Source organism: Roseateles asaccharophilus (assembly GCF_004362405.1).
Taxonomy (GTDB): domain Bacteria; phylum Pseudomonadota; class Gammaproteobacteria; order Burkholderiales; family Burkholderiaceae_C; genus Kinneretia; species Kinneretia asaccharophila.
In genome coordinates this window covers 163,295-189,183 of record NZ_SNXE01000008.1, presented here as the reverse complement: position 1 = coordinate 189,183, position 25,889 = coordinate 163,295, and the positions used below count along the sequence as shown (strand labels likewise).

The following is a 25,889-nucleotide window of genomic DNA, read 5'->3' as shown; positions in this document are numbered from 1 at the left end:
TAGGCGCCGATTCAAGCCTGGGCCGGTTCTGCCGCTGGCAGCGCCCGTGCCACCTCCACCACCTGGCCCTCCCGCAGCTGCACCACCCGCTGCGCCCCGGCAATCGTCTCAGGCCGGTGGGCGATGATGAGACGCGTGAGCGGCAGACCCGCCAGCGCGGCGGCCACCGCGCGCTCCTTGTGCAGATCCAGGTGGCTGGTGGCCTCGTCCAGCGCCAGCACGCGGGGCTGCTTGTAGAGCGCACGGGCCAGCAGCAGGCGCTGCTTCTGCCCGCCCGAGAGCCCGCTGCCCAGATCACCCACCAGGGTCTGGTAGCCCATGGGCATGCGGGCAATATCGTCGTGCAACTGCGCCAGGGCGGCGCAGGCCTGAACGCGCTGCAGGTCCGGCTGCACATCGAAGAAGGCGATGTTGTCGGCCAATGAGCCGGTGAGCAGCACATCCTCCTGCATCACCGTGCCGATCAGGCGCCGGTAGTTCTGCAGCCCGAGGTGCTGGATGCGCTGGCCGCCAAACAGCACCTCACCCTCGCTGGGCTGCAGCAGCCCCAGGGCGATCTTCAGCAAGGTGGTCTTGCCCGCGCCGCTGGCGCCGGTCACGGCCACACTCTGGCCGGCCTCGATCCTGAAGTTGGCATCTTTCAGAATCCAGGGCTCGCCCTCCCCATACCGAAAGCTCACCCGGCGCAGCTCGATGCTGGCGCTCAAGTGGGCCAGGTCGTGCTCGGGCAGTTCGTCCTTCTCGGGCGGCTCCAGCGCGATATCGGCCAGGCGCTCGGCGTGCAGGGTCAGCATCTTCAGCTCCACCGCATAGTTGATGAGCGCCGACACCCGGCCGGTGAACTGCCCTTTGTAGGCGATGAAGGCGAAGAGCATGCCCACCGTCATGCCGCCCCCGCCACCCATCTGGCCCGCCATGATCATCTTGGCGCCCAGCCACAGCACCAGCAGGTTCTCGGCCCCGAAGATGAAGGTATTGGCCGTGCTGAAGCCCATGTTCAGCTTGGCGGTGCGCACATCGCGGTTTTGCACATCCACGATCAGGTTCTGCCAGCGCGCCCGGCGCTCCTGCTCCCGACCAAAGAGCTTGAGCGGGGTGATGGCTCTGAGCGTCTCCAGGAAGTGGCTGTTCTCCTTGGCCGCCATCACCAGGCGTTCGGCCGCCGCATCGCGCAGCGGGGCATAGCCCACCCAGCGCAGCAGCCCGTAGAGCCCCACCGCCACCAGCACCACCGCGGCCAGCAACGGTGCGTAGATCAGCATCATCACCAGGGCCGCCACGGCCATCAAACCGTCCAGCACCGCCTCCACCGCGGCCGTGGTCAGCGTGCGCTGGATGCCCCCCACCGCGCCGAAGCGCGAGGTGATGTCGCCCAGATGGCGCTTCTCGAAGAAAGCCACGGGCAGGCGCACCAGGTGTGCAAACACATTGCCCATCCACTGCAGGGCCACCGTCTGCCCCAGCACGATCACCATCCAGCTGCGGGCCAGACCCAGGGCGGTCTGCACGATCAGCAGCAGGCCAAAGCCCAGCACCAGCACGGTCAACAGATCGCGGTCGCCCGACGTGAGCACATCGTCCACCACCATCTGGTTGAAGAGCGGCGCCACGATGGCGAACAGCTCCAGTACCACCGCGACGGCGAAGATCTGGAGCAGGGAGCGTTTGAGGCCTTGAACCTTGCCGGTCAGCTCGGCCAGAGACACCCGGGGTGCAGGCGCCTGGCGCTTGAAGTCCGCGTTCGGGCTCAGCTCCAGCGCCACGCCCGTGAAATGCCGCGAAACCTCGTCCAGGCTCAGGCGCCGCTCGCCCACCGCCGGGTCCAGGATCACGGCCATCCGCCCGCCGCGCACCAGCTTCTTGAGCACCACAAAGTGGTTCAGGTCCCAATGCAGGATGCAGGGGGTTTGCAGCTGGCTCAGCTCGGCCAGTTCCAGGCGCAACGGGCGCGACGAGAAGCCCAGGCTGGCCGCGTGACCGATCAGCTGGCGCAGGTTGGCGCCTTTGAGAGACACCGCAAAGCGGCGGCGCAGTTCTGGCAGGTCCTGATGCTGCCCATGCGCGCTGCAGATCATGGCCAGGCAAGCTAGGCCGCATTCGGCGGCTTCGGATTGAAGCAGAGGTTTCAAGTGAAATACGACGCGTCGCGGGTTGTTTACAGCAGTTATCGCTAAGGTCCCAAGCTCAGCTGCAAACACAGATGGACGAAGAACCGCGACGGCGATGAGGTGCAGTTCACAAAGTGGGTAGCACTGAGTCCACTGCCAGTGCCTTTAAGGAAGAGCTGGGGCGACGGCAATACTACCGACTACAAGGCGAGGCCAGCCAGCGCTAGCTGGACTATCACTCCCGAGGCCACATGCTCAGCTTTTCCACGAGCATCATTTACTTAATCATCAAGAGTTCGTCATTTGGCACGATACCAGAATGCGCCAGTAGAGACCGCGGCCCACAAAATTGACATATATACAGGCTTCATGCCCGCTAGATCCAGGAATATTACGGTTACAACAAGCGCAAATGCAAAAATGCACACAGCATAGTTTCCAACCCCAATCCTCTTCCAGTTTTTGCAAATTTCCGAGAAGACAGCTGGAATCAGCAGCGCGAAGAATAATGAATAAAATCCAACAAGATCCATGTAGCACGGCGATTTCAAAACTGAAGCACAACACCCTACCAGCCGGCAAGGATCATATTCAAGAGCGCGCTTCCGCCCTGAACCTGTGAAGCCTCTCCAGCGCAAACCCTAGATTCCCGCCCAATGCAATCATCATCCACCCGTACGCGTCGAGAGATGCGCTATTGGAGGCGAGAACACCCGCTATGGAAAATACCCCGAGCCCTATGGGAATAATGAAGGTTGCAAAGACCATTTTTCGTTCCACTTCAGTCTTGTCCACTCGGGCTCTTGGGCTCTCAAGCCTGCTGTGATACGAACTTCCGGAAGCAATAAACTTCGATGAAAAAAATGTACCCACCGAGGTTAAAAACACATAAATCAGCACACCAACAATTTGATTACCTACGCCATAACGAAGACAATAAATTACAGATGGAACAATGAGACACATGAAATTCAGAAGTAGATTTATTACGGTAAAGCGGATAAAGCTCATTGCGCTCAATACTTTCAGTTGGGTGACGCGCTAGAAAGTGATCACTCAGCAGCTTGGAGGCAGCGTCGCGACCACTTCCATTGACCTAACGGCTAGCATTGCTTTGTCGCATGGATGGCTTCAATACATCTACTGCGACTCTTTCGCGGACCATTTTCCAAACCACACACAAGCTACGCAAGCCCCGGTAAGCACCAGTACTCGCAGGGCTAGATCAGCGTTTAGAATCTCGTTTTGCAAATAGAGAGCAGCGACACCAGCCATCCAACCCGCGAGCGCGAAGGGCAGAGCTCGGGCCAAAGTATGTCGCGCTTGCAGGCTCGCAAGCACAAGGAGTGGGCCAATCAGTGCGAACAGAAGTTGTTCCATTACATTCCTGTTAGTATTTCACCCGAAGCTAGCTGCACATCTGACGACTCTTGTCCACGACCAGTTTCTACTGCGCTAACGAAGTCGAATTTGTAGGCCGTTCTGCGCTGGCTGCGGATCCGCGTCGCGATAAGGTCGACAATGCGGTTAGCTTGGTTTGATGGTGTGCTACGTTTGCCGCCATCTAGCCTTCGTGCAGTACTTACGCGGGTCTCGGGGCGTTGATCTTAGTTCCTCCGAACGTTGCCCCCCATCCGCCTAGCGCCCCGATTGAGGTGCCGCCCAGTCCTGCAGTCAGACCACCGACGCCGGCCAAAGCACCTCCAACGAAGCCAAACACACCGGCTGCAACGTACCCTCCAACAGTGGCACTACTGCCTGCGCCCAAGCCATAGCTTAGGGCGCCGCCGAACGCACCAGCGACCGCGCCAACGGCGACCGGAGCCAAAGCGCCGTCCACGCTATCCAATTGGTCTTCGGTCAGTTCAACGAGTCCTGGCTCGGGCGAGTTGCCAACGCAAATCCCCACTTGCTTCGACTCTTGATTTGAAATGGTCTTCATATAGATTCCTATCCATAAACCGGAAAGCGTCCGGCACGCATCCACCAATCTCGCCTCCCAACCTCCCGGGCTGGCTAAATTCACAGGCGAAGTGATCAGATTCTTTGCTGAGCCAGAAACCGCCAAGACGGGCTCCAGGACCCATTCCCATACCGCGCGACGCTCCTGCATCACATCGGCTTCCAGACTCATGCCGGCCTTCAGGGCCTGTGCCTGTCCATAGGTATTGATGTGCTGTTGGGCCAGGTTCACCGTGATGCGGTACAGCGGCTCTTGGCTCTGGGCCGCCGCCAGCAGGGCCTGGGCTTGGCCCGCGGGCAGGTCTTGAGGCGCGATGGGGGTCTGGCTCACCGCAGCCACCGTGCCCTGGGCCATGCCGAACTTCTGATACGGATAGGCGGCATAGCGCAGCCACACCGTCTGGCCCGCCTGCACAAAGCCCGCCGTGCGGCTGGGGGCGTAGAGCTGGGCTTGTAGCGGCGCCGCTGAGCTGCCAGGGGTGTTGTGTCCGGTGTCATGGCCTGCCCGCGCCTCGGGCACCAGGCTCAGCAAGGTCTGGCCTGGCTGCACGGCCTGGCCCGCGTGAGGCACCAGGGCGCTGACGGTGCCGGCCTGGGGCGCGGCCACGATCAGACCGCCCCGGGCCTCGTTCTCATGCACCTCCTGGCTCAGGCTGGCCAGGCTGCGCTCCAGCTGGGCCAGGCTGGTGGCCAGTGCAGTGCGATTGGCCTGGCGCTCGGCCTGCAGGCTCTGGATCTCGCGCTGCAGGGCTTCGCTATTGCGCTGGGCATTGCGTTCCCGCAGTTGCAGGTCCAGCAGCTCTTCGTGCTTTTGCTGGGTCTGGGCGGGGGAGACAAAGCCGCTGCGGCCCAGTTCCTCGAAGCGGGCCTGGCTCTTGGCCGCCAGCTGGGCCCGCAGGCGGTGGGTGTCCAGTTCGGCCTCGGCTTGGCGGGCCTCGGTTTGCAGGCTGCGCAGACGGTCATTCAGTGCGTCATCGCGCTGGCGGGCCTGTTGCTGCAGCAGCAGGCGTTCGGTGGCGAGTGCGCTGCGGCGCTGGGCCAGGGCCTGGGCCGCCAGGGCGGTGGCGTCGCCGCCGGTCAGCAGGCGCGGGCTGCTCAGGCGCAGCAGGGGCTGGCCGGCCTGCACCTGCTGGCCTTCGCTCACCAGCAACTCGGCCACCGTGCCGGCCTGGGGCGCGCTCACGCCGATCAGGCCCTCGCTGGGCAGCAGCAGGCCCGGCAGCCGCGCCTTGCGGCTCACCTGGCCCAGCACGGCAAAGGCGATCAGGGCAGCGGCCAGCGCCATCGCGATGCTGGTGACCCAGGCAAAGCTCGGCGGCCGCGCAATCCGAATGCTGCCCAGCCATTGGCCTTGAGCCGCCTGCAGTACTTCTGGTCTGAACAGACCCTCTGCGCTGGCCACGCTGATCCTCCCGCACCTGTCTTTTTGTCTGCCGCAAAGCTAGCGGCACTTGCCATGCAAGCGTGCACCAGGCGATGAACGGACTTCCAGCAGGCACGAATCCACTGCCAGCGACCACGACTGGGCAAGCGCTTTGCCGGCCATGTTCGAAGAACGGTCGCGCCTTGTGTCTTAAGGAGTGTTAAGCAACCCGTGCATGGACTGCGGAGTGCTTCCCCGGTGACGGGCTGATGGCGCTTGTCAAGGGCAGGCCTGTACGCACATCAACACCTACACTGGCGCCATGAGCGCATCCGACAACGCCAACCCCTGCCTGAGCTGCGGCGCCTGCTGCGCCAGCTTTCGTGTGGACTTTGCGCGCGAGGAGTTGCAGAGCGAGGGGGGCTGCGTGCCCGACGGGCTGTGCGTCGAACTCAACGACAGCCTGGCCCGCATGCGCGGCAGCGACCATCTGCGCCCGCGCTGTGCCGCCCTGGTGGGCACGGTGGGTGAGCGCGCCAGCTGCGGCATTTATGAGTGGCGCCCCTCGCCCTGCCGCGAGTTCGGGCTGCGCTCGCCCATGGGCCTGGGCGACGAGGCCTGCAACCGCGCGCGCCAGCGCCACGGCCTGCCGCCCCTGCCCGCCTGAGCGCCTCAGCCCGGCAGGCGCTCCGCCGCGCGGCTGCCGCGGCGCAGGCTTTCCAGCTTGGCGGCGTAACGCTCACGGTCCATGGGTGTGGTGCTGTGCTCGCGCGCCAGGGCCAGGTGCTTGCGCACCTCGTCCATCTGACCCAGCCCGTAGTTGGCCAGGGCCAGCCAGAAGTGGAACTCGTGCACATAGGCCGCACGCTCCAGCTCGCGCGTGAAAAGTCGCTTGGCCTCCTGGAACTCACCGCGACGCATGGCTTCTATGCCCTGGTCGTAGAACTTGTAGGGGGGCTCGGGCTGCAGCTCGCGCAGCCGCGCGCTGAGCAACTGGGCTTCCACCGCCTGACCGCGCTCCTGCAGGACCAGCACCAGATTCGACAGGGTCTGCGTGTTGGCGGGTTCCTGCTGCAGTAGCTGCCTGAAGACCTGCTCCGCCAGGGCCGGATGCCCCGCCCGGCGGTAGATCACGCCCAGGGTGTTCTGGGCGGCCAGAAAACGCGGATCGCTGAGCAGCGCGGCGCGCGCCCAGCCATAGGCGGCGTCCAGCTGCCCTTCGCGCAAAGACTCCGCCGAGCGGTTGTTGTAGTACATGGCCAGCACCGTGCCCTCCTCGATCACCCGGCTACGCTGGCGGCGCAGCTGATCGGCGGGCAGGAAGTCGATGGTGAGCAGCTCTCCCACATCAAAGACGCGGGCGCCGCTGCGCTCCAGGCGCGGCTGCCCCAGGCTCAGGTTCACATGACCGGCCACCAGATACAGGTCACCGCTGCGGCTCCAGAGCTCCTCGACAAACACGCTGTTGAAGCGCACCGGCAGGCCCAGGTGCTTGGCAAAGGCCGCCGTCATCAGCACCAGTGAGAGGCAATTGCCGCGCCGCGCCTCAAAGGCCTCGGCCGCATTGCGGGTGCGACTGTCGTCGTACTCCAGCTGCAGCTGCCCGCGCTTGTACAAGGCATCGAGCATGCCCTGCCGCAAGCCCTTGCTGCGTGCAAGCGCGGTGATCTCCTGCTCCGCGTAATCCACCATGGCCGGCGTCATGGCCAGCACCTGCTGGGGCGCAGGCACGGGGCCGACCGCGCCGAAGAGATCGTCTCTAAGCAGGCCCTGGGGCGAGGGCGCAAGCGCTGGCGGGCTGGCACAGCCCGCCAAGAGCATCAACAGCCCGAAAAAGAGGACGTGCAGGAGACGCTGCAGAAGGCCAGGCAGCGGCAAGGCGCGAGAGCTGGGTGCGGACATGGTGCAACACCTCCGGTGCCTGGACCCAGGCACAGCATCGCAACCCTAGCACCATAGGCCCCGCCCTGCCAGCGCGGCAGCCCGCCGCTGCCCCGGCTCAGTCCAGCACGTAGACCAGGGCGGTGCGCGCCGGGATCTCGAAGCGACCGCGCTCGGGCTCGAAGCGCGCCTGCTCACGGGGCCGGCGGTCGGCCGCCTCGGGCGCCAGATGCACCGGATGCAGGCGCCAGGCCTGGCCGCGCGTCTCGGGCAGGTCCAGGGCCTGGGGCTTGAGGTCGGCATTGATCGCGTAGAGCAGGCGCTGGAAGCCGGCGCCGGGAAGACCCCGGCCATCGAGCTCGCCCACCAGCAGGCTGGGCTGCTGCGTGGGGCCGGTGTTGTGCAGGCGCAGGCGCTGGCGCACCTGCTCGGCGCTGTCCAGGCGGAACAGGCGCGAGCTGGCGCGCAGGCGCAGCAGATCGGCAAAGGCCGCCACCGTCCAGCGGATCTGGGCCGGCTGGGGGCGGATTTCATCGGCCCGCGCCAGCACTGGGCGCATCCAGGGGTAATGCGCCGCATTGTCCGGCCGGGGCGGCAGGCCGGTGCCGAAGTGATTGGTCTGCAGCGACCAGTCCAGGCGGTTGAACCAGTCGCCCGAGTCGTAGCTGTTGCGGTCCAGGGACTTGGAGCGCAGGGTCTCCACCCCGGCGTGGAAATAGGCCACGCCCTGGCTGAAGGCGGTGAGCGCCATGCCCAGCACCTGCACGCGCGCCCGGTCCTCGCGCGAGGTGTCCAGGGGCAGGCGCAGGGCATTGAGGTCGAAGAGGGTCTGGTTGTCGTGGTTGTCGGCGTAGTTCACCACCTCGCCGGGCGCGGCCGCATAGCCGGCGGGCTGGCCCGCGTAGTCGATCTGGGCGCCGCGCCGGCGCTGGCCGTCCCAGCCTTGCAGCTCGTAGTCGCGCAGGCTGCCAGCCAGGGCCAGGCGCAGCAGATCGGCGCTGCGCATCAGGTCCTCCCGGCTCGCGCCGCCGCCCAGGGCGTTGGGGGCATAGAACTGACCGTTGAGCCAGCCCTGGCGGCTCACCATCTGGGCCCCGGCATCCGAGGCGCCACCGCCCCGCAGCGCATCGCGGCCGCGGTCGCTGAAGGTGGCGATGCCGCTGCCGGGCAAGGAGAGCTGGGAGGCCTGCACAAAGCGGGCGCCATAGGCGACCTCGCCAAAGTTCCAGCCCTCGCCGATCAGGGGCACGGCATGGTCCAGCTCGGAGCGCAGCCGCGCCTGCAGGCGCTCCATCAGGGCGCGCGGCTGGTGAGCCATCAGGTCGAAGCGAAAGGAGGCGATGCGGTACTCGCGCGCCCACAGCAGCACCGAGTCCAGCAGCAGGCGGCCCATCATGCGGCGCTCGGTGGCGGTGTTGTCGCAGCAGGTGGAGCGCTCGATGCGCCCCCGGGCGTCATAGCGCTGGTAGTAGCCGGGCACCACGCGGTCCAGCACCGACTGCTCATGCTGGCCCGCCGCGGCCGTGTGGTTGTAGACCACGTCCATGCCCGTGCGCAGGCCCATGCCCGCCAGGGCCTGCACCATGCGGCGGAACTCCAGGATGCGACGTCCGCCCTCATTGGCGTCGCTGGCATAGCTGCCCTCGGGCGCGTTGAAGTGCCAGGGGTCATAGCCCCAGTTGAAGCAGTCGCGGCCAGCCTGCGCCACCACCGCGGCCTGCTGGGCCTCGCTGTCGGGCGGCGCCTCGGCCGGCACCTCGGGCTGCACGCAAGCACGCTCGGGCACGCTGGCGATGTCAAAGACCGGCAGCAGGTGCACATCGGTGAGCCCCGCCTCGCTCAGGCGGCGCAGATGCTGCATGCCCAGGGATCCGGTCTCGGTGAAGGCCTCGTAGCGCCCGCGCCGCACGGGGCTGACCGAGGCATCGTCGCGCGAGAAGTCGCGCACATGCAGCTCGTACACCACCATGTCCGTGTTGCCGCCCACCCGGGCGGGCGGGCGTAGCGCATCCCAGCCAGGCGGCTTGTAGGCCGGGTCGGCCAGGTCCACGATGAAGCTGCGCCGCGAGTCCGCGTTCAGGCTCAGCGAGTAGGGATCGGTCACGCGGTTGAGCACCCGGCCCAGCCCGCGCACCTGCACCTCCACCAGATAGCTGTAGTAGCCGCCGCGTGCGCTGGCGGGCAGCCGGCCCTGCCACAGGCCCGTGGCCGCATCCCGGCGCAGGGCCTGCACGCGCCCTGCGGCGCCATCGGCCTCGGGGTAGTGGCACAGATGCACCTGGCGCGCCGTGGGCGCCCACAGGCGCAGATCGAAGCCGCCAGCCGCGCGCGGGCTCAGGCCCAGGGCGGGCGCCTGCTCGGCCGCGGCATACAGCGCGTCCAGCAAGGCCCCGGGCTGCAGGCCGCTGAGCTGCTGCACGCGGCCCTGAGCGTCCTCGGCCACCAGCAGCAGCTGGCCGCGCAGCCATTGCCGCAAGGTGCTTGTCGGCAGATCCGGCGGCAGGGCCAGCCGCCGGCCCGGGCCGATCCAGGCCTGGGTACCGGTGGGCGTGTGCGCCCCCAGATCGCGCAGTTCCAGCGCGGCATCAAAACCCTGCACCGGCGCGCCGGGGGCGGCCTGCAAACGACCCGTGGCGGCGTGATACAGCCGGTAGCGCCAACCCGGCTCGGCGGGCCGCAGACCGGCCCAGATGAAGTCGCCCACGGCGCGCGCGCCGCCCTCCCCTTCCAGCATCTGCACGGCCGCATCGTGGGGCGGCAGTTGCTCGGCCTGCAGCAGGCGGCTGCTGGCGCTTGCGTCGCAGGCCTGGCGCAGCGCAGCCTCGCTCAGCCCCGCCGCCGCGGCGAGCGCCGTCGCCGAGCAGCCCAGGGCCAGCAGGCTCAGGCTGCGCAGCCGCCCCTTCATCGGAATAAAAAGACGCCGGGCTGGGCTGCGGGTGGGGGAGCAGGTCATGGTCAGGGTGGTCCTGGCGTCGTGGGTCAGCGGATGGCGGCAAATGGTAGCAAAACTACATATCCGCAAGACCCAGACTTACACCGAGCCTCGCTTGCCGCTATGCTGCGCGCCACAAATGAGCTGATGCGTGGACCGCCCTCCGGCGCCAGAGTCAGTAATCAAACTACATTCATGAGACGAATTGCGCTGACAAGCACCCTCGCCGCCCTGCTGCTGGGCGGCAGCGCCCTGGCGGGCCCGGGCGGTCCGCCCCCTGTGGGCTCGCCAGCGGACCTGCGCCCCGTGCCGCCACAGATCCGCCCCAGCCCCCTGCCCGAGGGCTGGCAGCATGGCGCCTTCATGGAGATCTTTGTGCGGGCCTATCAGGACAGCGATGGCGACGGCATCGGCGACCTGAACGGCCTGATCCAGCGCCTGCCCTATCTGCAGGCCCTGGGTGTGAGCGGCCTGTGGCTGATGCCCATCACCGCCAGCAGCGACCGCGACCACGGCTACGCCACCACCGACTACCGCGCCCTGGAGCCGCAGTACGGCCGCCTGGCCGACTTCGACCGCCTGCTGCGCGAGGCCCACCGGCGCGGCATGGGCGTGATCATCGACTACGTGATCAACCATGCCTCGGACCAGCACCCCCTGTTCCAGGCCGCCCGGCGCGATGCGCGCAGCCCCTACCGCTCCTGGTTCGTCTGGCAAGACCCGGCCCCCAGCGGCTGGGACATCTGGGGCCAGAACCCCTGGTACGCCACGCCCGAGGGCGGCGCCCACTACTTCGCCACCTTCGGGCCGCAGATGCCCGACTTCAATATGCGCGAGCCCGCGGTGCTGGACTACCACCTGGCCAGCCTGCGCTTCTGGCTCAAGCGCGGTCTGGACGGCTTTCGACTCGATGCCGTGCCGCATCTGGTGGAGAACAATGCGCGCGACTGGAACGACCAGCCCGAAAGCCGCGCCCTGACCCAGCGTCTGCAGCGCGAGATCAAGCGCTACCCGCGCCGCCATGTGGTCTGCGAGGCCACGGCCAATCCCCAGGTCTACGGCCGGCCCGAGGTCTGCGGCAGTGCCTTCGCCTTCGGGCTGGAGCAGCAGATCCTCAAGGCCAGCAGCGGTGAGGACGCGGCCGCCACCCAGGCCCTGGCGGACTACTTCAAGACCGCGCCGGCCGGCATGGCCACCATGCTGGCCAACCACGACATCTTTGCCGGTCGCCGCATCTGGGACCAGCTGGCGGGCGACGAGGCGCGCTACAAGCTGGCCGCCGCCAGCTATCTGCTGCTGCCGGGCACGCCCTTCATCTATTACGGCGAGGAAATCGGCATGGCCGGCGTGGCGGGCCTGCCGGGCGACGAGCCCCTGCGCGCGCCCATGAGCTGGAGCGCCGATGGCCGCGGTTTCAGCCCGGCGGGCGGCCGGCCCTTCCGGCCCCTGGCGCCCAATATCGCCAGCCACAATGTCGAGGCCCAGGCGCGTGATCCGGGCTCGCTGCTGAACTTCTACAAGGCCATGCTGGGCCTGCGCCAGCGCCTGCCCTCCATCGCCCGCGGCCGCTACGAGCAGGCCCAGGTGCTGGCGCAGGGCCGGCTCTTCAGCTTCCAGCGCCGCTGGGGCGAGGAGCACAGCCTGGTGCTGATCCACTACGGCCGCGAGCCCATGCATCTGGACCTGGGTCAGCTGCCGGCCCAGGCCGCGCTGCGCCCCGAATACCCGTCCCAGGCCCTGCCCCGGCGCAGCGATGCCACCGGCCAGGTCCGGCTGGCGCTGCCGCCACAATCGGTGACGGTCTATCGACTTCTCAAGCCCTGAGCCCGCCATGCTGACAAGGAGAACCCTCTTGAAGACCACCGCCGCCGGCGCCGCCCTCGGTGCGCTCGCCAGCTCGCAGACCGCCGGCGGCGCGCCCGCCGCCCCCGCGCTGCAGCGCGTGGAGCCGCCGAACTGGTGGGTGGGCATGGCCGAACCCCGGCTGCAGCTGATGCTGCACGGCCCCGGCCTGGCCACGCTGGAGGCCCGCCTCAAGGCCCCGGGCGTGCGCCTGCTGGGCCAGCAGCGCCTGGCCAGCCCCAACTACCTCTTCATCGAGCTGGAGCTGGCAGCCGACTGCCGCCCAGGCCATATCGAGATCCAGCTGCACCGCCCCGGCAGTGCCGCGCCGCTGCTGAGCCTGCCCTACGAGCTGCTGGCCCGCGCGCCGGGCTCGGCCCAGCGCCAGGGCTTTGACACCAAGGACGCGATCTACCTGGTGGTGCCCGATCGCTTTGCGCGGGCCGAGCCGGCCGTGGCTCCGCCGGCCATGCGCGAGACGCGCGTGGACCGCAGCGATCCCGGCGCCCGTCACGGCGGCAATCTGGCCGGGCTGCGCGCGCGCCTGGACTACATCGCCGCCATGGGCTTCACCCAGATCTGGCCCACGCCCCTGGTGGAGAACGACGGCCCCAGCTACAGCTACCACGGCTATGCGGCCACCGACTTCTACCGCATCGACCCGCGCTTCGGCAGCAATGAGGAGTTCCGCGCCCTGGCCGCCGAGGCGCGCCAGCGCGGTCTGGGCCTGATCCAGGACATCGTGCTCAACCATATCGGTGACCACCACTGGTGGATGGCCGATCTGCCCGCGCCCGACTGGCTCAACCAGTGGCCCAGCTACACCGAGACGCATCACGCCCGCGTGACCTGGCAGGACCCGCATGCCGCCCCCAGCGACCGGCGCCGCTTCAGCGATGGCTGGTTCACGCCGGGCATGCCCGACCTCAACCAGCGCCAGCCCCAGCTCGCCACCTACCTGATCCAGATGAGCCTGTGGTGGATCGAGTACGCGGGCCTGTCGGGCGTGCGCACCGACACCTACTCCTACTCCGACCGCGACTTCCTGGCCCGCTGGTCCGCCCGCCTGATGCGCGAGTACCCGCGCCTGAACATCGTGGGCGAGGAATGGAGCGGCCACCCGGCCATCGTGGCCTACTGGCAGCGCGGCAAGCGCAACCACGACGGCTATGTCTCCTCCACGCCCAGCATGATGGACTTCCCGCTGCACTACGCCCTGCTCGCGGGGCTCAAGGACGCGGACCAGGGCGAAGGCGGCATCTACAAGCTCTACGAGACCCTGGCGCATGATTTCGTCTACGCCGACGCCAATCGCCTGGTGGTCTTCGAGGGCAATCACGACACACCGCGCCTGTTCAGCCTGCTGGGCGAGGATATGGACCTGCTGCGCATGGCCTGGAGCTATCTCTGCGTGGTCAACCGCATCCCGCAGTTCTTCTACGGCAGCGAAGTGCTGCTCACCAGCCCGCAGCAGCGCGACGACGGCCGGGTGCGGGCCGACTTCCCCGGCGGCTTTGCCGGCGATACGGTGGATGGTTTCAGCGGCCGCGGCCTGAGCCCGCGCCAGGGCGAGGCGAAGGACCTGCTGCGCCGCCTGCTCAACTGGCGCAAGGGTGCTAAAGCTGTTCACAACGGCCATCTGATCCACTATGCCCCCCTGCATGGCATCTACGTGCTGTTTCGACGGCTGCCAGGGGAAAGGCCTGTGATGCTTGTGATCAACAAAAACAGGCGGTCAATGTCGCTGGACCTGCAGCGCTTCGCCGACACGCTGAACGAGGCCAGACTCGGCCGGGACGTTCTCAGTGGACACGTTCACCCCTTGCATGCCAGCCTCGAACTTCCCTCACGCAGCACCATGGTTCTGGAGCTATCCCCTTGAATGCGTGACCGCATTCGCGAAATGAAGTGGATGGCAACCCCTAGTTAACAATCTTTAAGACCGCCCTCCCCCTAAAACCTAGACCATAGCAGGCACTCCATCCCCTAGGTCCCTGCTATGAACGACAACACCAGACTCACCTCGATCCCTAACGAGACAGGCATGCTTGAACATGCGGTCTCGGCGTCAGGGCCTGCGCGCCATGCGGACGCCATGGGCTACAGCTTGTGGCATCGAGCGGGTTTGACCGAAGCTGGCCTTTTCTGGGCAACGTATCTCTTGGTCATAGGCCTCGTGTTCCTGGTGATCTTTCTCTGATTCACCAGGCCCAGGTCCAACACGAGAGGTAAGAGTCCATGCTCGCGCTGTTCTACACCCAGAGCCAGCGGTTGGCCCTGGAGCGGGTTACATCGCCACCTGAGCAAGCCCCCCCGAGCTTGGTATGGCGGATGCGTTTGCAACTTGCCTGGGCGCAGCGCCAGGCCGATCCTGAGCTCGCGCTGCGACTGGTCGACATCCTGGGCAGCGAGCCGCTGCCTGCCGGCATTAGCAGGCGCGACGCTGAACTCGCCACGGCTCGGTCCTTGCTTTTGAAGGCCGAGATCCGCTTGCTTTTGGGCGACGCTGACTCGGCACGAGCTGGCCTGCTGCAGGCACGACAGCAGTTTGCGGCTCTGGAGGATGCGATTGGCTTGGCTGATTGCCACTTTCTGCGCTTCTATATAGCGGCTGACGGCGGCGACGGTACGGAAATGTGGGATTCCTTGACGCAGGCGCTGGAGGCCGCGAAGGGGGATCCCGAACGTACGACCGTGTTTGCTGCAACGCGTGCGCGTGCAGCGATCTTCCATGAAGCCATGAAGTTGGCGGCGACGTATGACGACGAGTTGCCCCAGGACATCAGTGATCTCCCCGCCGTTGAGAGTGCGGCGGTGGCCGACTACCTCGGCATGCGTGCGGGCATGGATGGCCAGTACTCCCAGGCGCTGTCACACCTCTCCTTGGCACATGAACATGCCATCGAGACCGGACAGCAGAGGCGCGCCATCACCATTGCCACCAACTTGGGCCACACCTACAGCCGCATGGGCGAGTTCCAAACGGCACTTGAATGGCTGACCCGGGCGATTGAACTGTCAAGGCGTTGCGCGTGGCCGGGACTGCTAAGCCTTTGTTTGGCGCACCTCGGTGAGGCCCAGCGAAGGTTGGGAAGGCATTTTGCAGCCCGTGCGACGCTCAGCGAATGCCTTGAGTTGTGCTCGCGGCATCCCAACGGGCGCACGACGGCCCTGGCACTTGAGGCGCTCGGGCAGACGGCGCTGGATCAAGGCGATGCGGCAAGCGCCAAAGATGTCTTTGCCACACTTATTGATCGCTCCACTCAGATCCGGGACGCTCAAGACCTGCTGATACAGGCTCATTTCGGTATGGCAAGGGCCATGCTGGCCCAATCCGATCATGCGGGCGCATATGAGCACATCCGCCAAGGACTGGAGCTGGCGCAACGAGCACGCAGACCGCAGGACGAGGTCGAGGCTTTGGCTCTCTTGGCAGAGGCGGCCCGCTCAGAGCGCAGCCATGGCTCATCGCGATACACAGCGGCCGATGTGGTCAATCTGTACATGGATGCCTTGCGGCAAGCCGAAAGGCTTCCGGCAGGCAGCCCGGCGCCAGAATTGTTCGAAGCCTCTGCGCAGGCCATTGCGGAGTGCGGGGGGCACGAGCGCGCCTATCACCTGCTTGAGAGGGCCGTCATGGAACTCAAACGCAAGCAGACGAGCAGCAACGCCCTTGCGCGGCAAGCCCTGCGCCTGCATCACGAAATTGAGCAAGCTCGCTCGGAAAGAGCTTATCTACGCACGCTCGCCGAAGCTGAGAGCATTCGCTCGCAGAACCTGGCCTCGTCACTGCAAGTGCTGCATCACCTTGCAGGTGTAGGTCAAGCCATCACGCACGAACTCGATCCTCATCGGATTCACGACGTGCTCAATTTTCATTGCATCGAACTGCTAGGTGGGCCTTGTTCGGTGCTATGGATGAACGAAGGCGGCAAGGGCGAAAAACTGACAGCGGTCTCGGCCAACGACGTGGGCATTGAGGCTCATGGCCGTGGGCTGGAGCTCTGGCGGAAATGTGTTCAAAGCGGGCAAAGCCTCTTTCTTGACTCATCAGGCCAAGAACTCGAGGCCAGTGAAGCGCAAGGTTTGACCTTCGAAGTGCTTTCACCGCTCATCTGTGCAGAGCGGACGCTGGGCGCCATCGGATTTCGCTGCCCTGGGGCTCTGCCTCTGGACACGCAGCAGCTCTTGATATGGCGCAGCCTTTGTGGATACACGGCCGTAGCACTGGACAACGCATTGGCACAGAAGCGCGCCAGCTTGCTACAGCGAGAACTCATGACCAAGGAGCGCATTCAGGCTCTGTCAACGCTTGTGGCCAGCGTCGCACATGAATTGAACACCCCGATAGGCAACTGTCGCTTGGTCGCGAGTACCTTGCAGGGGCGACTGTCCGAAGTCACATCGCACCTTGCTCAGCAGAGCCTGAAGCGCGCGGACTGGGTGAGGTACTGCCAGGATCTGTCGCAGGGCCTCTCGTTGGTTGAGCGCAGCATGACAAGGGCGGACTCCCTGATCGCGAGCTTCAAGCAGTTCGCGCTGCACACCGAACAAACGGCACCTCAGAACTTCGGTCTGCGGACGATCTCCGACCGCGTGCTTCAGGTGATGGCTGGGCGGCTGAAGGAGGGCGGCATCAGCTGGGTAAACCGGATTCCTCAAGGTCTCACCCTGCATGGTTCGCCCCAGGCGCTGAGTCAGGTTCTAGAGATTCTTTTGGACAATGCGATCAAGCATGCCTATCCAGATAGCCGCACGGGACTCGTCGTGCTCAGCGCCGAACGCGATCAGGTGTCGGGCTGTACGCGCCTGCATGTCACAGACAGCGGCCAGGGTATCGATTCGGATGCCATGCATCGCATCTTCGAACCATTCTTCAGCACAAAGCTGGGCGCTGGGCTTAACGGACTGGGTCTGAGCGTGGCATACAACCTCGTCCAGGGCCTGTTTGGCGGGCAAATCACCGTATCCAGTCGACCCGAACACGGCTGCAGTTTCTGCATCGAGCTCCCAGGCCGCCACACGTTTCAGGAGTTGGCTGCGCAGCCAAGCCAGGAACCGAGTGTCTGAGAACGTAGAAACGCCACCGGGAATAGATCAGTACAGGGTTCGGGCGCGACAACGCCACCTGCTCGCAGCAGCCCCGAACCAACCAATTCAGCACAGAAAGAGGCAGTCATGAACATGCTCTTTAGCGTGAACTCCATCACGGCTGATGACCGTCGCACCAAAGCGGTGAGCGGAACTCTGCAACAGGCCGAGCCAGCACTGGAAGTGGCGATCGAAATGTCGCGCATGCTGGCCCGCGCGGGCTTGACGGCACCCGAAGGATCACGAACGGCTGCCTCGCTCATTGCCGAGTGGTCCAAGGACTATCTATCGCAGAACCAAGTGCTGCAGGGCAAAGACACGCACAACGCCCCCGAAGTGATGAGCGATCCCGAACGGGATCAGCTTCATCACTACACATTCCAAAGAGCGCGGGAGGCGAACTGGAGCAGTTACGACAATGTTCTAGCGCCCACTCGATCGATTCAAGAACAGCGCATCGCTCGCGTCCTCGAAGCACACCGTTACGCCCGGCTGGGTGCCGGTTTCGGTGCGCCCACATCGGTGGAAATGGAACTTCTGGAAACCGAGGTGATCAGGCACCTTTGCTGTGATGTGCTGCGGATCTTGTCACGCCAGCAAAGCCTGGAGGCCGCAGAGTTGGAACTGCAGCCAGCGGGCAGCAACTACGCGGAGCTGATGCATCGCGGCATCACCCTAGTCTTCGTCAACATCAATAGCGAAGAACGCAAGCACCCAGCGCTGACGCTCAAGATCGTCATCGAAGCGCTGACGCGGGAAGTCAGCAGCTATTTGTGCGACGAGGGGCTGGTGAACAAGGCGATCGAAGCCCTGAGAGTACAGCAGGAAAGCACACACGACGTCGGCCAGACCGGATCGGCCGAATTGCATCACTCCATACGACAAGCCAGCCCCGCCAACTTCTGTCTTTGAACCTCATGAACCACGACCGCAACCCCAATCTGATCCAGATACTTTCTGAGCTGCGGCAAGCTCCAGCCGAGTCAAGAAGCATTCTTCACAAACATGGGCTTTCACCCAAACGCTTCATAGATGCTTGCCAAGGCGCAGGCGGCATGGATGTGCTTGAAGCCAAACGCCTCCTGAGCAGTTCGTACTCAATGCGCAAATCAATGCAGGTGCTCTAACGTGCGCCGACGTTGCCGCTCGTGAGGGATCATGCCGCACTGCCTAGCGGCAATCGAAGACGGATACTGGCAAGTTGGCCCACCACCTCTGGCACCTCGAAAGTGACTTCTCCGCCATGGCGACGCACAACGGTTTCAACAAACTGACGCCCGAGCCCAAAACCCCGCTGATGTGCGTCTGCACCCGCTTGACGGCTACGCGGCGCCACGTGGTTGCAAACCTTGCACTCAAGATACCGAGATCCCGGAGGCACTGCTACGGGGGCATAGCTCACGCTCACGACGCTGCCTGGCTGGCCATGCCGGATGGCGTTGACGAGGAGGTTCGCGAGGACTCTCACGATCAATCGCTGATCGCAACTCAGGAATGCCGGTTCGTCGCTGGCATTGACGTGAAGATCAATATGACGGCTTTCCGCTAGATCCTTGACCTCGTCGATGGCCTCATCCAACAGGAAGTCAAACACGGCTTCACTCATCTGATAGCGGGGCGACTCCGCCGCAATCGAAATGATGAAGTCATCCATCAGGCGCAGCAAACGCTGGGCATGGCGCTGGATGCCAAGCACATGCTCCACCTGTGCGCCCGTGCCCGCGACATCTCGACGGCACAGGGCGATGATCGATGCAACGGGGGTTCGCATATCGTGGGTCAGCAACTGCAAGGTCATATCGCGCTGAAGCTGAAGACTGCGCATCTCCGTCACGTCAGCCATGGCCAACAACCACTGACCGCCACGCTCCGCGGGCAGACTCGCCGCTCGAAGTATGAAGTGGCGCTCGGTGCCATGCTGCTGAACCAAACTGATGAATACGGGACGTTCGGCCAGCTGCGGCAAGCTGTGCGCTCCGTCCATCTGCAAGTGCGAGAACAGGGTTGCCAAGGGGATAGGCACTGCCTCTCCTATGGGCGGTAGCAACTCCTGCATCTGGGTATTGCACATCAACACGCCGTGCTCTTGATCCACGACCAGCATGGGGTTGGGACTCGCATCCAGCACTGTGCGCAAGAAACCCATGTGCATCTTCACGGTCCGGATCGCTCGATCCAACAGCCGCGATGTCTGAAGCACGGTGTCGAGTCGCTCGCTGGAGCGCTTTTCCGGCACCCAGCCCTCCTGCCCGGACATGATCAGACCCGCGCGCTGCCGCATGAAACTCACAATCATTTCCATGCGTCGCCAGGCCCATGCAGGCTTGATCAGTAGCACCACAATGATCACGGCACTTGGATCAATCCACACGTTCCCCCACGCCAGTACCAAGCCACTGAGCAGCAGGGTCGAGACCAAGACGAACATGCTCAGCAGGAGTTCAAGACCGGGACTCAATAGCACCAAGCCAGCAAGCACCAAGGTGATGGCCAACAGAGTCGCAAGCAGAACGACCCATGTCGGGGCAAGCTCGATCAATTCGCCCCGCAACAGACCGGTGAGCAGCGCCGCGTGCAGCACGACACCTGGCGTACCGGCTCCCTCCCTTCCAGAATAGACCGTCGGATAGTGGTCGCCCAAGCTGGGCGCCACGGCCCCTACCAAGACATGGCGATCTTTGAACAATCCAGCAGGCGTACGCCCCTCCAGGACGTCCGACAAACTCACGGTCGGAACCCCTCGCGCCGGATCGAACAAGCGAAACCTGCGATAGCTGTCCACCGAGTCAGGAAAACTCCCGGCTCCGTACATAGCAAGCGCCAAATGGGGTACCGTGCCCTCCATCAGCTTGGCACCGCGGATCACACCGTCTTTCTCAAACGCGAGATTGATATGCGCCATGCCCGTGGCAGCCCGCTCGAGCTCTGCACTGGGCTTGCGCGACAAATCTCTCACACCATCCGGGCCAGCGCGATACTCCATGGCCAAATACACGCGATGCTCCCGCATCGCCCGGGCCAGCTGTGCATCCTCGGGACGTGGGTCAAGGAACAGTACATCGATCCCCACGGAGCGAGGTTTCTCACGAGGATCGGCCAGACGATCTAGGAGCTTTGCGTAAGAGTCACGGGGAATTGGCCAGCCACCCAGCTCATCAATCGAAGCATCGTCAATGGCCACAATGAGGACCTGCGCACTGGCCTCTGCCGGGTCGATTCGTTGAACCGCATCGAAAAACAATTGGCCGATGCTCCCCCCCCAGCCCCGCACACACAGCAATACAGCAGCTGCCAGCGCAAGCACAGCCAACGCAAACCACTCCAGCAAAAAGCGCCGCCGGTCCGCAGAGCAGCGCCAGAGAGTGGCCACAGGCGAAGGCTGGGCAATCGGCATCAGGGCTCTCGCGCTGCCATCAACTCAAACCGCCCCTCCAATTTTTGCGGCCTGCCCTCACTATCAAGAGCCCTGATGAACCATTGATACTGCCCGGGCACCAATCCCCTGAGTAGCGCCTGGCGACTCTGTACCGGCCCATCCACAACTGCCGTCGGAGCACCAGCCCCCAGGCGTTGCACGCTCAGATGAGGCTGCGAAAGGCCGGACAAGTCAAAGCGCACGTGGCAACGCGGCAATGCATCGCTCCCAGGCGCAGGCGCTGCCGTCTTGCAAAGAGCCGCATGATGGCGTGGACTTTGCAAACCGCCCGCAGTTTGCGACTGGAGGCTGATGAATACGGCTTGTGGCGACAGCTCACCAAGAGGAATTGCATCCCGAGCCGATACAGCCGACGTGGCCTCCGGCAGGCCATTGGCTTGATCGGACCGATCAACACGCACCGTGCTGACACTGTCTGAAGTTTCGAATGCGGCCTGCCACTGTCCAGATACCCACTCAAGTGCGCTAATTCTCGGTTCTGGAGGCAGGGTTTCGACGCCCTGTGTGCGTCCGTCCGCACTGATCACCACACCCTGGCCTGCACCAACCCGAACTTCCTGCCCCTCCTTGAGTCCACGGGCTCCCACCACACCCTGCGACACCTCGACACGGGTGATTCGACTGCTCTCATCAAACTCCACCAGGAATGCAGTGCCACGGACCCCTGCGACGGACGTGGGTGTCCGCACATTGAACGGCGCATCCTTGGGCCCTCGCTGTTGGGCTTCGATGTCAATCCGGCCGTCCAGCAACTCAATCTGAACCTCGGGTGAAGCTTCGAGTGCGTTACGCCGCAAAGCGGAAAGACGTACGCTCGCCCCGGCCGGCAGACTGATTCTGCCCGCCCCTTCAACGGCAAGAACAGCTTGGCAAGACGCGGGAACACGCAAGACAGCCCCCTGATCCACGGTATCCCCCTGGCGCAGCAAACGGCTGTGTTCGCCGCGCACCTCAACAATCTGCGTGCAGCTCAGTTTTGACAACTGAGCCGGGACCGGAACATGACGCAACCGATCGCGCGGAAAGAGCAAAACTTGTCCCACCGTCAACAGGCCCGGCTTGCTGAGCCGGTTGATTTCAACCAGCTTCTGTTGGGCTCCCGCCCCTTCGAGATAGCGTGCAACAAGCTGTTGGAGCTTGTCCCCGGCGCGAACCTCGTAGCTGACGAACTCATCCCTCGGAACTGGCGCGGCACCGGGCGCCGCCATCAGCGCAGTGCTCGTGAGAACGACTGGGCCCATGAAGGCCCAAGCTGCCCGAATCTTCATACGGCGGCCTCCTCGCCCTTGACCAAGCGATACCCATAACCACGGACAACCAGCAATCGATAGCCGCCTAAGCCGGCCCCGAGCTTCAACTTGCGCCGCAGCCACGAGACATGGACATCGAGAGTGCGCGACAGTACGTCCTCCTCCCGACCCCAAACATGCGCCATGATCTGCGAGCGCGATATGGGACGATCAAGATTCTGAAACAGCAACTTCGCAAGCTCAAACTCCTTCTCGGTGAGTAAGACCTGCTCGGCGCCCATGTCCACACATCGCTCGACCTCATTGAACTGATAGCCGTCGAACTCTATCGTCTCAGCCGTGCGTCCCACGCGGGCAATGTGGCTGCGCCGCTCCAAGGCCCTCAGACGGGCCGTGAATTCAGAGGCGCGTAGAGGCTTCCCACAGTAGTCATCGGCGCCTGCATTCAGTGCCACAACAATCTGATCCTCGGCCGAGTTGCTGGTTAGAAACATCACAGGCACCGCAGACTGCAACTCCTTTCTGACATGAATCAGAACGTCAAGCCCGCTAGGGCCTGGCACATTCCAATCCAACACTAACAAGTCGAAAGGCTCTTTCGCAAGGCCCCTGATAATGTGGTTGCCGCTGCTGAACGTGACGACCACATGCCCCTCGCGCTCCAGAATTGCGCGTACATCGGCGGCCAGATCTGGCTCGTCTTCAAGCAAAGCGATATGCATACAAAGTCGATCCCCGCTCGAGATCTGCCGTCCAGTTAAAAGTAGTAGGTAAGTGCTGCATAAAGCCGCGTCTCATTCGCCTTCGATTCGGTAGGCTCATTGAATTCAGCCTTCTTGTAGCCCCCAAAACCTTTGGCCAGCGACGTCTGCCACACCCAACTCCCATAACTTCCGTTCCACGCCACCCCCACGGCATTGAGCGTGTAACTGCTATTGAGGCTACCTGCGAGAGCGTTCTTGTTCGGCCGGATCACCCCTCCGTCGTAGAAGACCCCCAGGTTCTGCGTAGGAGCAATTTGTCGGTTTAGCTCGACACTCCACAGAGCGCCCTCATCGCCAACGCCATCGGCAGTTGTGTAGGCCCGCACGCCGTTCACTCCACCGAGGGCAAAACGGTTGTAAGAGTCCAAGTTACGGGACGCCCACTGCCCACGCGCTCGCATCTCCATGCGCCAACGGGCATCATCACCGAGGGCAAACCCATAGCGCCCGGCCAGCTGGAAAAAGCTATACCCGCCCTCTGGGGTCAGATCACCGCTGACATGGGTGTAGTCGCCAGCCGCCAGGGTCAATTCAGCACGCCAATTCCGGTAGGCCGTCGGTAAGGTTTCAGCGCTCAGGTTCCATCGCAGCTGGCTGTCAGCGATATTCGAGATCTCGAGCTCCGTGCCAGTAAGCCGGCTATCGGTCTTTCGGCGACTCAGGCTGTATTGCGACTTCCACGGGTGCGCGCTCGCCAGCGGCAGGATGTGTGCATAGCCCACCCCGTTCTCTTGCGAACTGCCGGAAACCGCGGCAGCGCCCCCTTTGATCGTTCGTGTGTAGGAAATGCTCGCCCAAGTCCGAAGCCGCCCGTACAGATTCGGCACTGCCGCATCGTATTCGGCGCGCGCAAAAGCCACCCCTTGAGAACCAAGTCCCAGAAGGCTGAATTGATCTCCCGGCCGCAGGCCCACTTGGCTGACAGAACCCATGAACTGGGGGCGTCCATACTGACTTAGGCCATGGTTGTTGATCTGCCAGGCGGACACCTCCACCGTACCAGGTGGGGCGGCACGAGGGCCGATCTCGAGCATCAGTTCAAGTTGTTCCGGTCCGATAGGCCTGAGCACCACAGACAGATCTACGGGCAAGTCAAAGGTGCTCGCCGGCAAATACTCGTCCAACTGTTGGACGTCGAGGAGTTCACCAACCCGCACCACACGATTGATACGCGCTTCAATGCGTTCACGGTACTCCTCGCCAAGCGGAGCCTTCGCGAGCGAGACGGTCACCTTGCTGACCTTGGGCGCCACGACCCTAACCTTGAGACGATGCCCGCCAGTTGCCACCGTTTCAAGTTCAGACTGAGCGTAAGCCAGATAACCAGCACGACGTGCCTGATCCGCCAACCAGGTTTCAAACGCCAGCAACTGCTGAAGGCCAACAGGCTGTCCCAGGCTCTGCTGCCAGTACTCTCTGACCTTTGCTTGCAGCACTGCTCCCTCAACCTGCACCTCGACCAAACGATCAGAGAGCTTTTGATCGGGTACGACTGGCTTTTCCACAGGTGCAGCAGGTCGGGGCGGAATGCTTGATTCCTCGATGCCGCGCTGGACCGCACCGGGGTCCGCTGTTTGCGCATGAGACATGCCCACGGCCAAAAGCACAGCCGCAAGTGACAACTGGCGCAACCTGAACTTGCAATTCATCGGTCTTTCCCCACGTTTGCCGCGACTGTTTCGGACTGCGGCGCATAACAGATCAGCACGCCGGTCTCCTCAGTCAGTTCGCAAGCACATTGCTTGAGCCGTTCATCGGAAACACTACCGCTGCGTTGATACTCAGCCTCCAAATCTTCCACCCGACAAGAAACGCCTGCACTAGTAGGTGGCAGGAAAGCCACACGGCTTGGTGAAACATCCTTGGGCGGAATAGGCCGCGGATCGACAGGCCGCTGGTCAGAGCTCTGGATAGCGGCCCGGTAGAGCTGTTCCGGCAGGATGTAGTTGGACACGAGGCCACCGTTGGCTCCGTTGGCAAGACTGAGTCGCACATCGACCGGTTTGTCGCTGCCGACCTGGGCATCACGGAAACGGGCATCGATGCCTTGAACCACCAGCGTCTCCTGGCCAACCAAGCCATCGAGCCGGCCCATCGTGAAGGACGCATTCACATTGCCATCAAACACCTTGTCGGCCACGCTGCCACCCAGCACGGACAGGAGTTTTGGGGTAATGCTAGCGCGGCTTGTCAGCGCTCCCGCCGTCTGCAGCTTGTAGTTGCGCCAGTCACCAGAACCATTCACCAGCCGCAGGCTCTGGACGTCCGCCACGCTAACCGTCTTGGCTTGGCCGACGTTCTTGTCTTCAAACTGGCCTTCACCGAGCACCGAAAGCGTCTCGCCCGCGACTGTGCCAACCACAGTGGCCTGGGTAATGCTGGCCGCCGTGCTGCCGTCATACACCTTGTCCGCTGCCGTAATCGAAGCCAATGTGACCGTCTTGGGCTCAATCACCAGGACCGCATCACGGAGTTCCACGTTGGCATAGTTGGCTTGAAGCTGCTCGGTGTTCTGGAATGCCGTGCCATAACGGCCGGCATTGCGCCCCTGCGCTCCAGACGAAACGCCCAGGTTATCGGCCTTGTCAGCCCCCACCAAACCTTCTGCCGTGAAGCCGCTGACCGCTTGGAGGCTACCGTTGTACTCCACAGTACCGCCGGTAGCGGCAAGCACCACACGCGCCGTGCTGTTCTTGTTGATGGTCAGCGCGCCGTCCACCTTGTCGATATTGGCGTAATTCTGCTCAAGCTCGGCATTGCTACCCGAGAAGGCCGTGCTGTAACGGCCGGCATTCCTGGCGCTCGCACCGGCGCTGATACCGCTTGTGGCCTTGGCAGCATCAGCCGCATCCTCACCCAACAGACCCATGACGGTAAAGCCACTCACCGACTGAGTCGCGCCGTTGTACTCCTTGGTGTCGCTATTGGCCGTCAGCACCACGCGCGCCGTGCTGTTCTTGTTGATGGTCAGCGCGCCGTCCACCTTCTCGATATTGGCGTAATTCTGCTCAAGCTCGGCATTGCTACCCGAGAAGGCCGTGCTGTAACGGCCGGCATTCTTCGCGCTCGCACCGGCGCTGATACCGCTGGTGGCCTTGGCAACGTCAGCCGCATCCTCACCCAGCAGGCCTGTCACAGTGAAGCCACTCACCGACTGAGTTGCACCGTTGTACTGCTTGGTGTCGCTATTGGCCGTCAGCACCACGCGCGCCGTGCTGTTCTTGTTGATGGTCAGCGCACCGTCCTTGAGCTCCACGTTC

At 63.8% G+C, this 25,889-nt stretch carries 17 protein-coding genes; 7 read left to right on the top strand and 10 right to left on the bottom strand.

From position 1 onward, the window contains the following. Nucleotides 1-11 precede the first annotated feature (11 nt). From DFR39_RS16240 to DFR39_RS16230, 3 genes are all read right to left on the bottom strand, one after another. Nucleotides 12-2,129: a peptidase domain-containing ABC transporter gene (locus tag DFR39_RS16240; RefSeq protein WP_133604840.1), complete on the bottom strand. Its 2,118-nt coding sequence runs from the start codon at nucleotides 2,127-2,129 to the stop codon at nucleotides 12-14. Between the two features lie 570 nt (nucleotides 2,130-2,699). Further along, nucleotides 2,700-3,119: a hypothetical protein gene (locus DFR39_RS16235; protein ID WP_133604838.1), complete on the bottom strand. Its 420-nt coding sequence runs from the start codon at nucleotides 3,117-3,119 to the stop codon at nucleotides 2,700-2,702. A gap of 571 nt (nucleotides 3,120-3,690) precedes the next feature. Beyond that, a complete protein-coding gene (locus DFR39_RS16230; RefSeq protein WP_133604836.1) occupies nucleotides 3,691-5,472 on the bottom strand; it encodes an HlyD family secretion protein in 1,782 nt (593 codons plus the stop codon). Nucleotides 5,473-5,755: 283 nt separating this feature from the next. On the opposite strand from DFR39_RS16230, the gene DFR39_RS16225 reads away from it, so the two are divergent. Next, a complete protein-coding gene (locus DFR39_RS16225) occupies nucleotides 5,756-6,100 on the top strand; it encodes a YkgJ family cysteine cluster protein (RefSeq protein ID WP_133604834.1) in 345 nt (114 codons plus the stop codon). Nucleotides 6,101-6,105: 5 nt separating this feature from the next. Here DFR39_RS16225 and DFR39_RS16220 read toward each other — a convergent pair whose 3' ends face one another. Next, complete coding sequence (locus tag DFR39_RS16220; RefSeq protein ID WP_133604832.1) at nucleotides 6,106-7,335, bottom strand: hypothetical protein; 1,230 nt, start codon at nucleotides 7,333-7,335, stop codon at nucleotides 6,106-6,108. 97 nt (nucleotides 7,336-7,432) lie between these two features. Beyond that, nucleotides 7,433-10,267 (bottom strand): alpha-1,6-glucosidase domain-containing protein, encoded by a 2,835-nt coding sequence (locus DFR39_RS16215; protein ID WP_246030871.1) that lies wholly within the window; start codon nucleotides 10,265-10,267, stop codon nucleotides 7,433-7,435. Between the two features lie 174 nt (nucleotides 10,268-10,441). Between DFR39_RS16215 and DFR39_RS16210 the strand changes: the two genes are divergently transcribed. The 6 genes from DFR39_RS16210 (at nucleotide 10,442) to DFR39_RS16185 (ending at nucleotide 18,306) form a co-directional block, all read left to right on the top strand. Next, entirely contained in the window at nucleotides 10,442-12,070 is a 1,629-nt protein-coding gene (locus DFR39_RS16210) for an alpha-amylase family glycosyl hydrolase (RefSeq protein ID WP_162849559.1), read from the top strand. A gap of 28 nt (nucleotides 12,071-12,098) precedes the next feature. Next, nucleotides 12,099-13,970: a glycoside hydrolase family 13 protein gene (locus tag DFR39_RS16205; protein ID WP_246030870.1), complete on the top strand. Its 1,872-nt coding sequence runs from the start codon at nucleotides 12,099-12,101 to the stop codon at nucleotides 13,968-13,970. A gap of 117 nt (nucleotides 13,971-14,087) precedes the next feature. Next, complete coding sequence (locus DFR39_RS16200) at nucleotides 14,088-14,288, top strand: hypothetical protein (RefSeq protein WP_133604827.1); 201 nt, start codon at nucleotides 14,088-14,090, stop codon at nucleotides 14,286-14,288. Between the two features lie 38 nt (nucleotides 14,289-14,326). Further along, nucleotides 14,327-17,158, top strand: a complete 2,832-nt coding sequence (locus DFR39_RS16195) for an ATP-binding protein (protein WP_133604825.1) — start codon at nucleotides 14,327-14,329, stop codon at nucleotides 17,156-17,158. A 108-nt stretch (nucleotides 17,159-17,266) separates the two neighbouring features. Then, a complete protein-coding gene (locus DFR39_RS16190; RefSeq protein WP_133604823.1) occupies nucleotides 17,267-18,091 on the top strand; it encodes a hypothetical protein in 825 nt (274 codons plus the stop codon). Between the two features lie 5 nt (nucleotides 18,092-18,096). Then, the gene (locus tag DFR39_RS16185; RefSeq protein WP_133604822.1) at nucleotides 18,097-18,306 is read left to right on the top strand and encodes a hypothetical protein; all 210 of its coding nucleotides are present in this window, start codon (nucleotides 18,097-18,099) and stop codon (nucleotides 18,304-18,306) included. A gap of 29 nt (nucleotides 18,307-18,335) precedes the next feature. Here DFR39_RS16185 and DFR39_RS16180 read toward each other — a convergent pair whose 3' ends face one another. The 5 genes from DFR39_RS16180 to DFR39_RS19885 all read right to left on the bottom strand — a co-directional run. Further along, the gene (locus tag DFR39_RS16180; protein ID WP_133604820.1) at nucleotides 18,336-20,573 is read right to left on the bottom strand and encodes a CHASE2 domain-containing protein; all 2,238 of its coding nucleotides are present in this window, start codon (nucleotides 20,571-20,573) and stop codon (nucleotides 18,336-18,338) included. Then, nucleotides 20,573-21,883, bottom strand: coding sequence for a FecR domain-containing protein (locus DFR39_RS16175; RefSeq protein ID WP_133604818.1), 1,311 nt, complete (start codon nucleotides 21,881-21,883; stop codon nucleotides 20,573-20,575). Before DFR39_RS16175 ends, DFR39_RS16180 begins: the two co-directional genes overlap by 1 nt. Continuing rightward, nucleotides 21,880-22,587: a response regulator transcription factor gene (locus DFR39_RS16170; RefSeq protein WP_133604816.1), complete on the bottom strand. Its 708-nt coding sequence runs from the start codon at nucleotides 22,585-22,587 to the stop codon at nucleotides 21,880-21,882. The genes DFR39_RS16175 and DFR39_RS16170 overlap by 4 nt, the downstream gene beginning before the upstream one ends. Nucleotides 22,588-22,622: 35 nt before the next feature. Beyond that, nucleotides 22,623-24,278: a ShlB/FhaC/HecB family hemolysin secretion/activation protein gene (locus DFR39_RS16165; protein ID WP_133604814.1), complete on the bottom strand. Its 1,656-nt coding sequence runs from the start codon at nucleotides 24,276-24,278 to the stop codon at nucleotides 22,623-22,625. Beyond that, a partial coding sequence (locus DFR39_RS19885; RefSeq protein ID WP_170223038.1) for a YDG domain-containing protein occupies nucleotides 24,275-25,889 on the bottom strand: 1,615 nt, incomplete at its 5' end. The genes DFR39_RS19885 and DFR39_RS16165, both read right to left, overlap by 4 nt.

What these genes read in the sequence shown, in the direction of transcription:
- DFR39_RS16195 (WP_133604825.1), top strand. Translation starts at nt 14,327, where the DNA reads ATGCTCGCGCTGTTCTACACCCAGAGCCAGCGGTTGGCCCTGGAGCGG.
- DFR39_RS16220 (WP_133604832.1), bottom strand. Translation starts at nt 7,335, where the DNA reads ATGTCCGCACCCAGCTCTCGCGCCTTGCCGCTGCCTGGCCTTCTGCAG.
- DFR39_RS16185 (WP_133604822.1), top strand. Translation starts at nt 18,097, where the DNA reads ATGAACCACGACCGCAACCCCAATCTGATCCAGATACTTTCTGAGCTG.
- DFR39_RS16210 (WP_162849559.1), top strand. Translation starts at nt 10,442, where the DNA reads ATGAGACGAATTGCGCTGACAAGCACCCTCGCCGCCCTGCTGCTGGGC.
- DFR39_RS16180 (WP_133604820.1), bottom strand. Translation starts at nt 20,573, where the DNA reads ATGCCGATTGCCCAGCCTTCGCCTGTGGCCACTCTCTGGCGCTGCTCT.
- DFR39_RS16235 (WP_133604838.1), bottom strand. Translation starts at nt 3,119, where the DNA reads ATGAGCTTTATCCGCTTTACCGTAATAAATCTACTTCTGAATTTCATG.
- DFR39_RS16200 (WP_133604827.1), top strand. Translation starts at nt 14,088, where the DNA reads ATGAACGACAACACCAGACTCACCTCGATCCCTAACGAGACAGGCATG.
- DFR39_RS16225 (WP_133604834.1), top strand. Translation starts at nt 5,756, where the DNA reads ATGAGCGCATCCGACAACGCCAACCCCTGCCTGAGCTGCGGCGCCTGC.
- DFR39_RS16170 (WP_133604816.1), bottom strand. Translation starts at nt 22,587, where the DNA reads ATGCATATCGCTTTGCTTGAAGACGAGCCAGATCTGGCCGCCGATGTA.
- DFR39_RS16175 (WP_133604818.1), bottom strand. Translation starts at nt 21,883, where the DNA reads ATGAAGATTCGGGCAGCTTGGGCCTTCATGGGCCCAGTCGTTCTCACG.
- DFR39_RS16165 (WP_133604814.1), bottom strand. Translation starts at nt 24,278, where the DNA reads ATGAATTGCAAGTTCAGGTTGCGCCAGTTGTCACTTGCGGCTGTGCTT.
- DFR39_RS16215 (WP_246030871.1), bottom strand. Translation starts at nt 10,267, where the DNA reads ATGACCTGCTCCCCCACCCGCAGCCCAGCCCGGCGTCTTTTTATTCCG.
- DFR39_RS16190 (WP_133604823.1), top strand. Translation starts at nt 17,267, where the DNA reads ATGAACATGCTCTTTAGCGTGAACTCCATCACGGCTGATGACCGTCGC.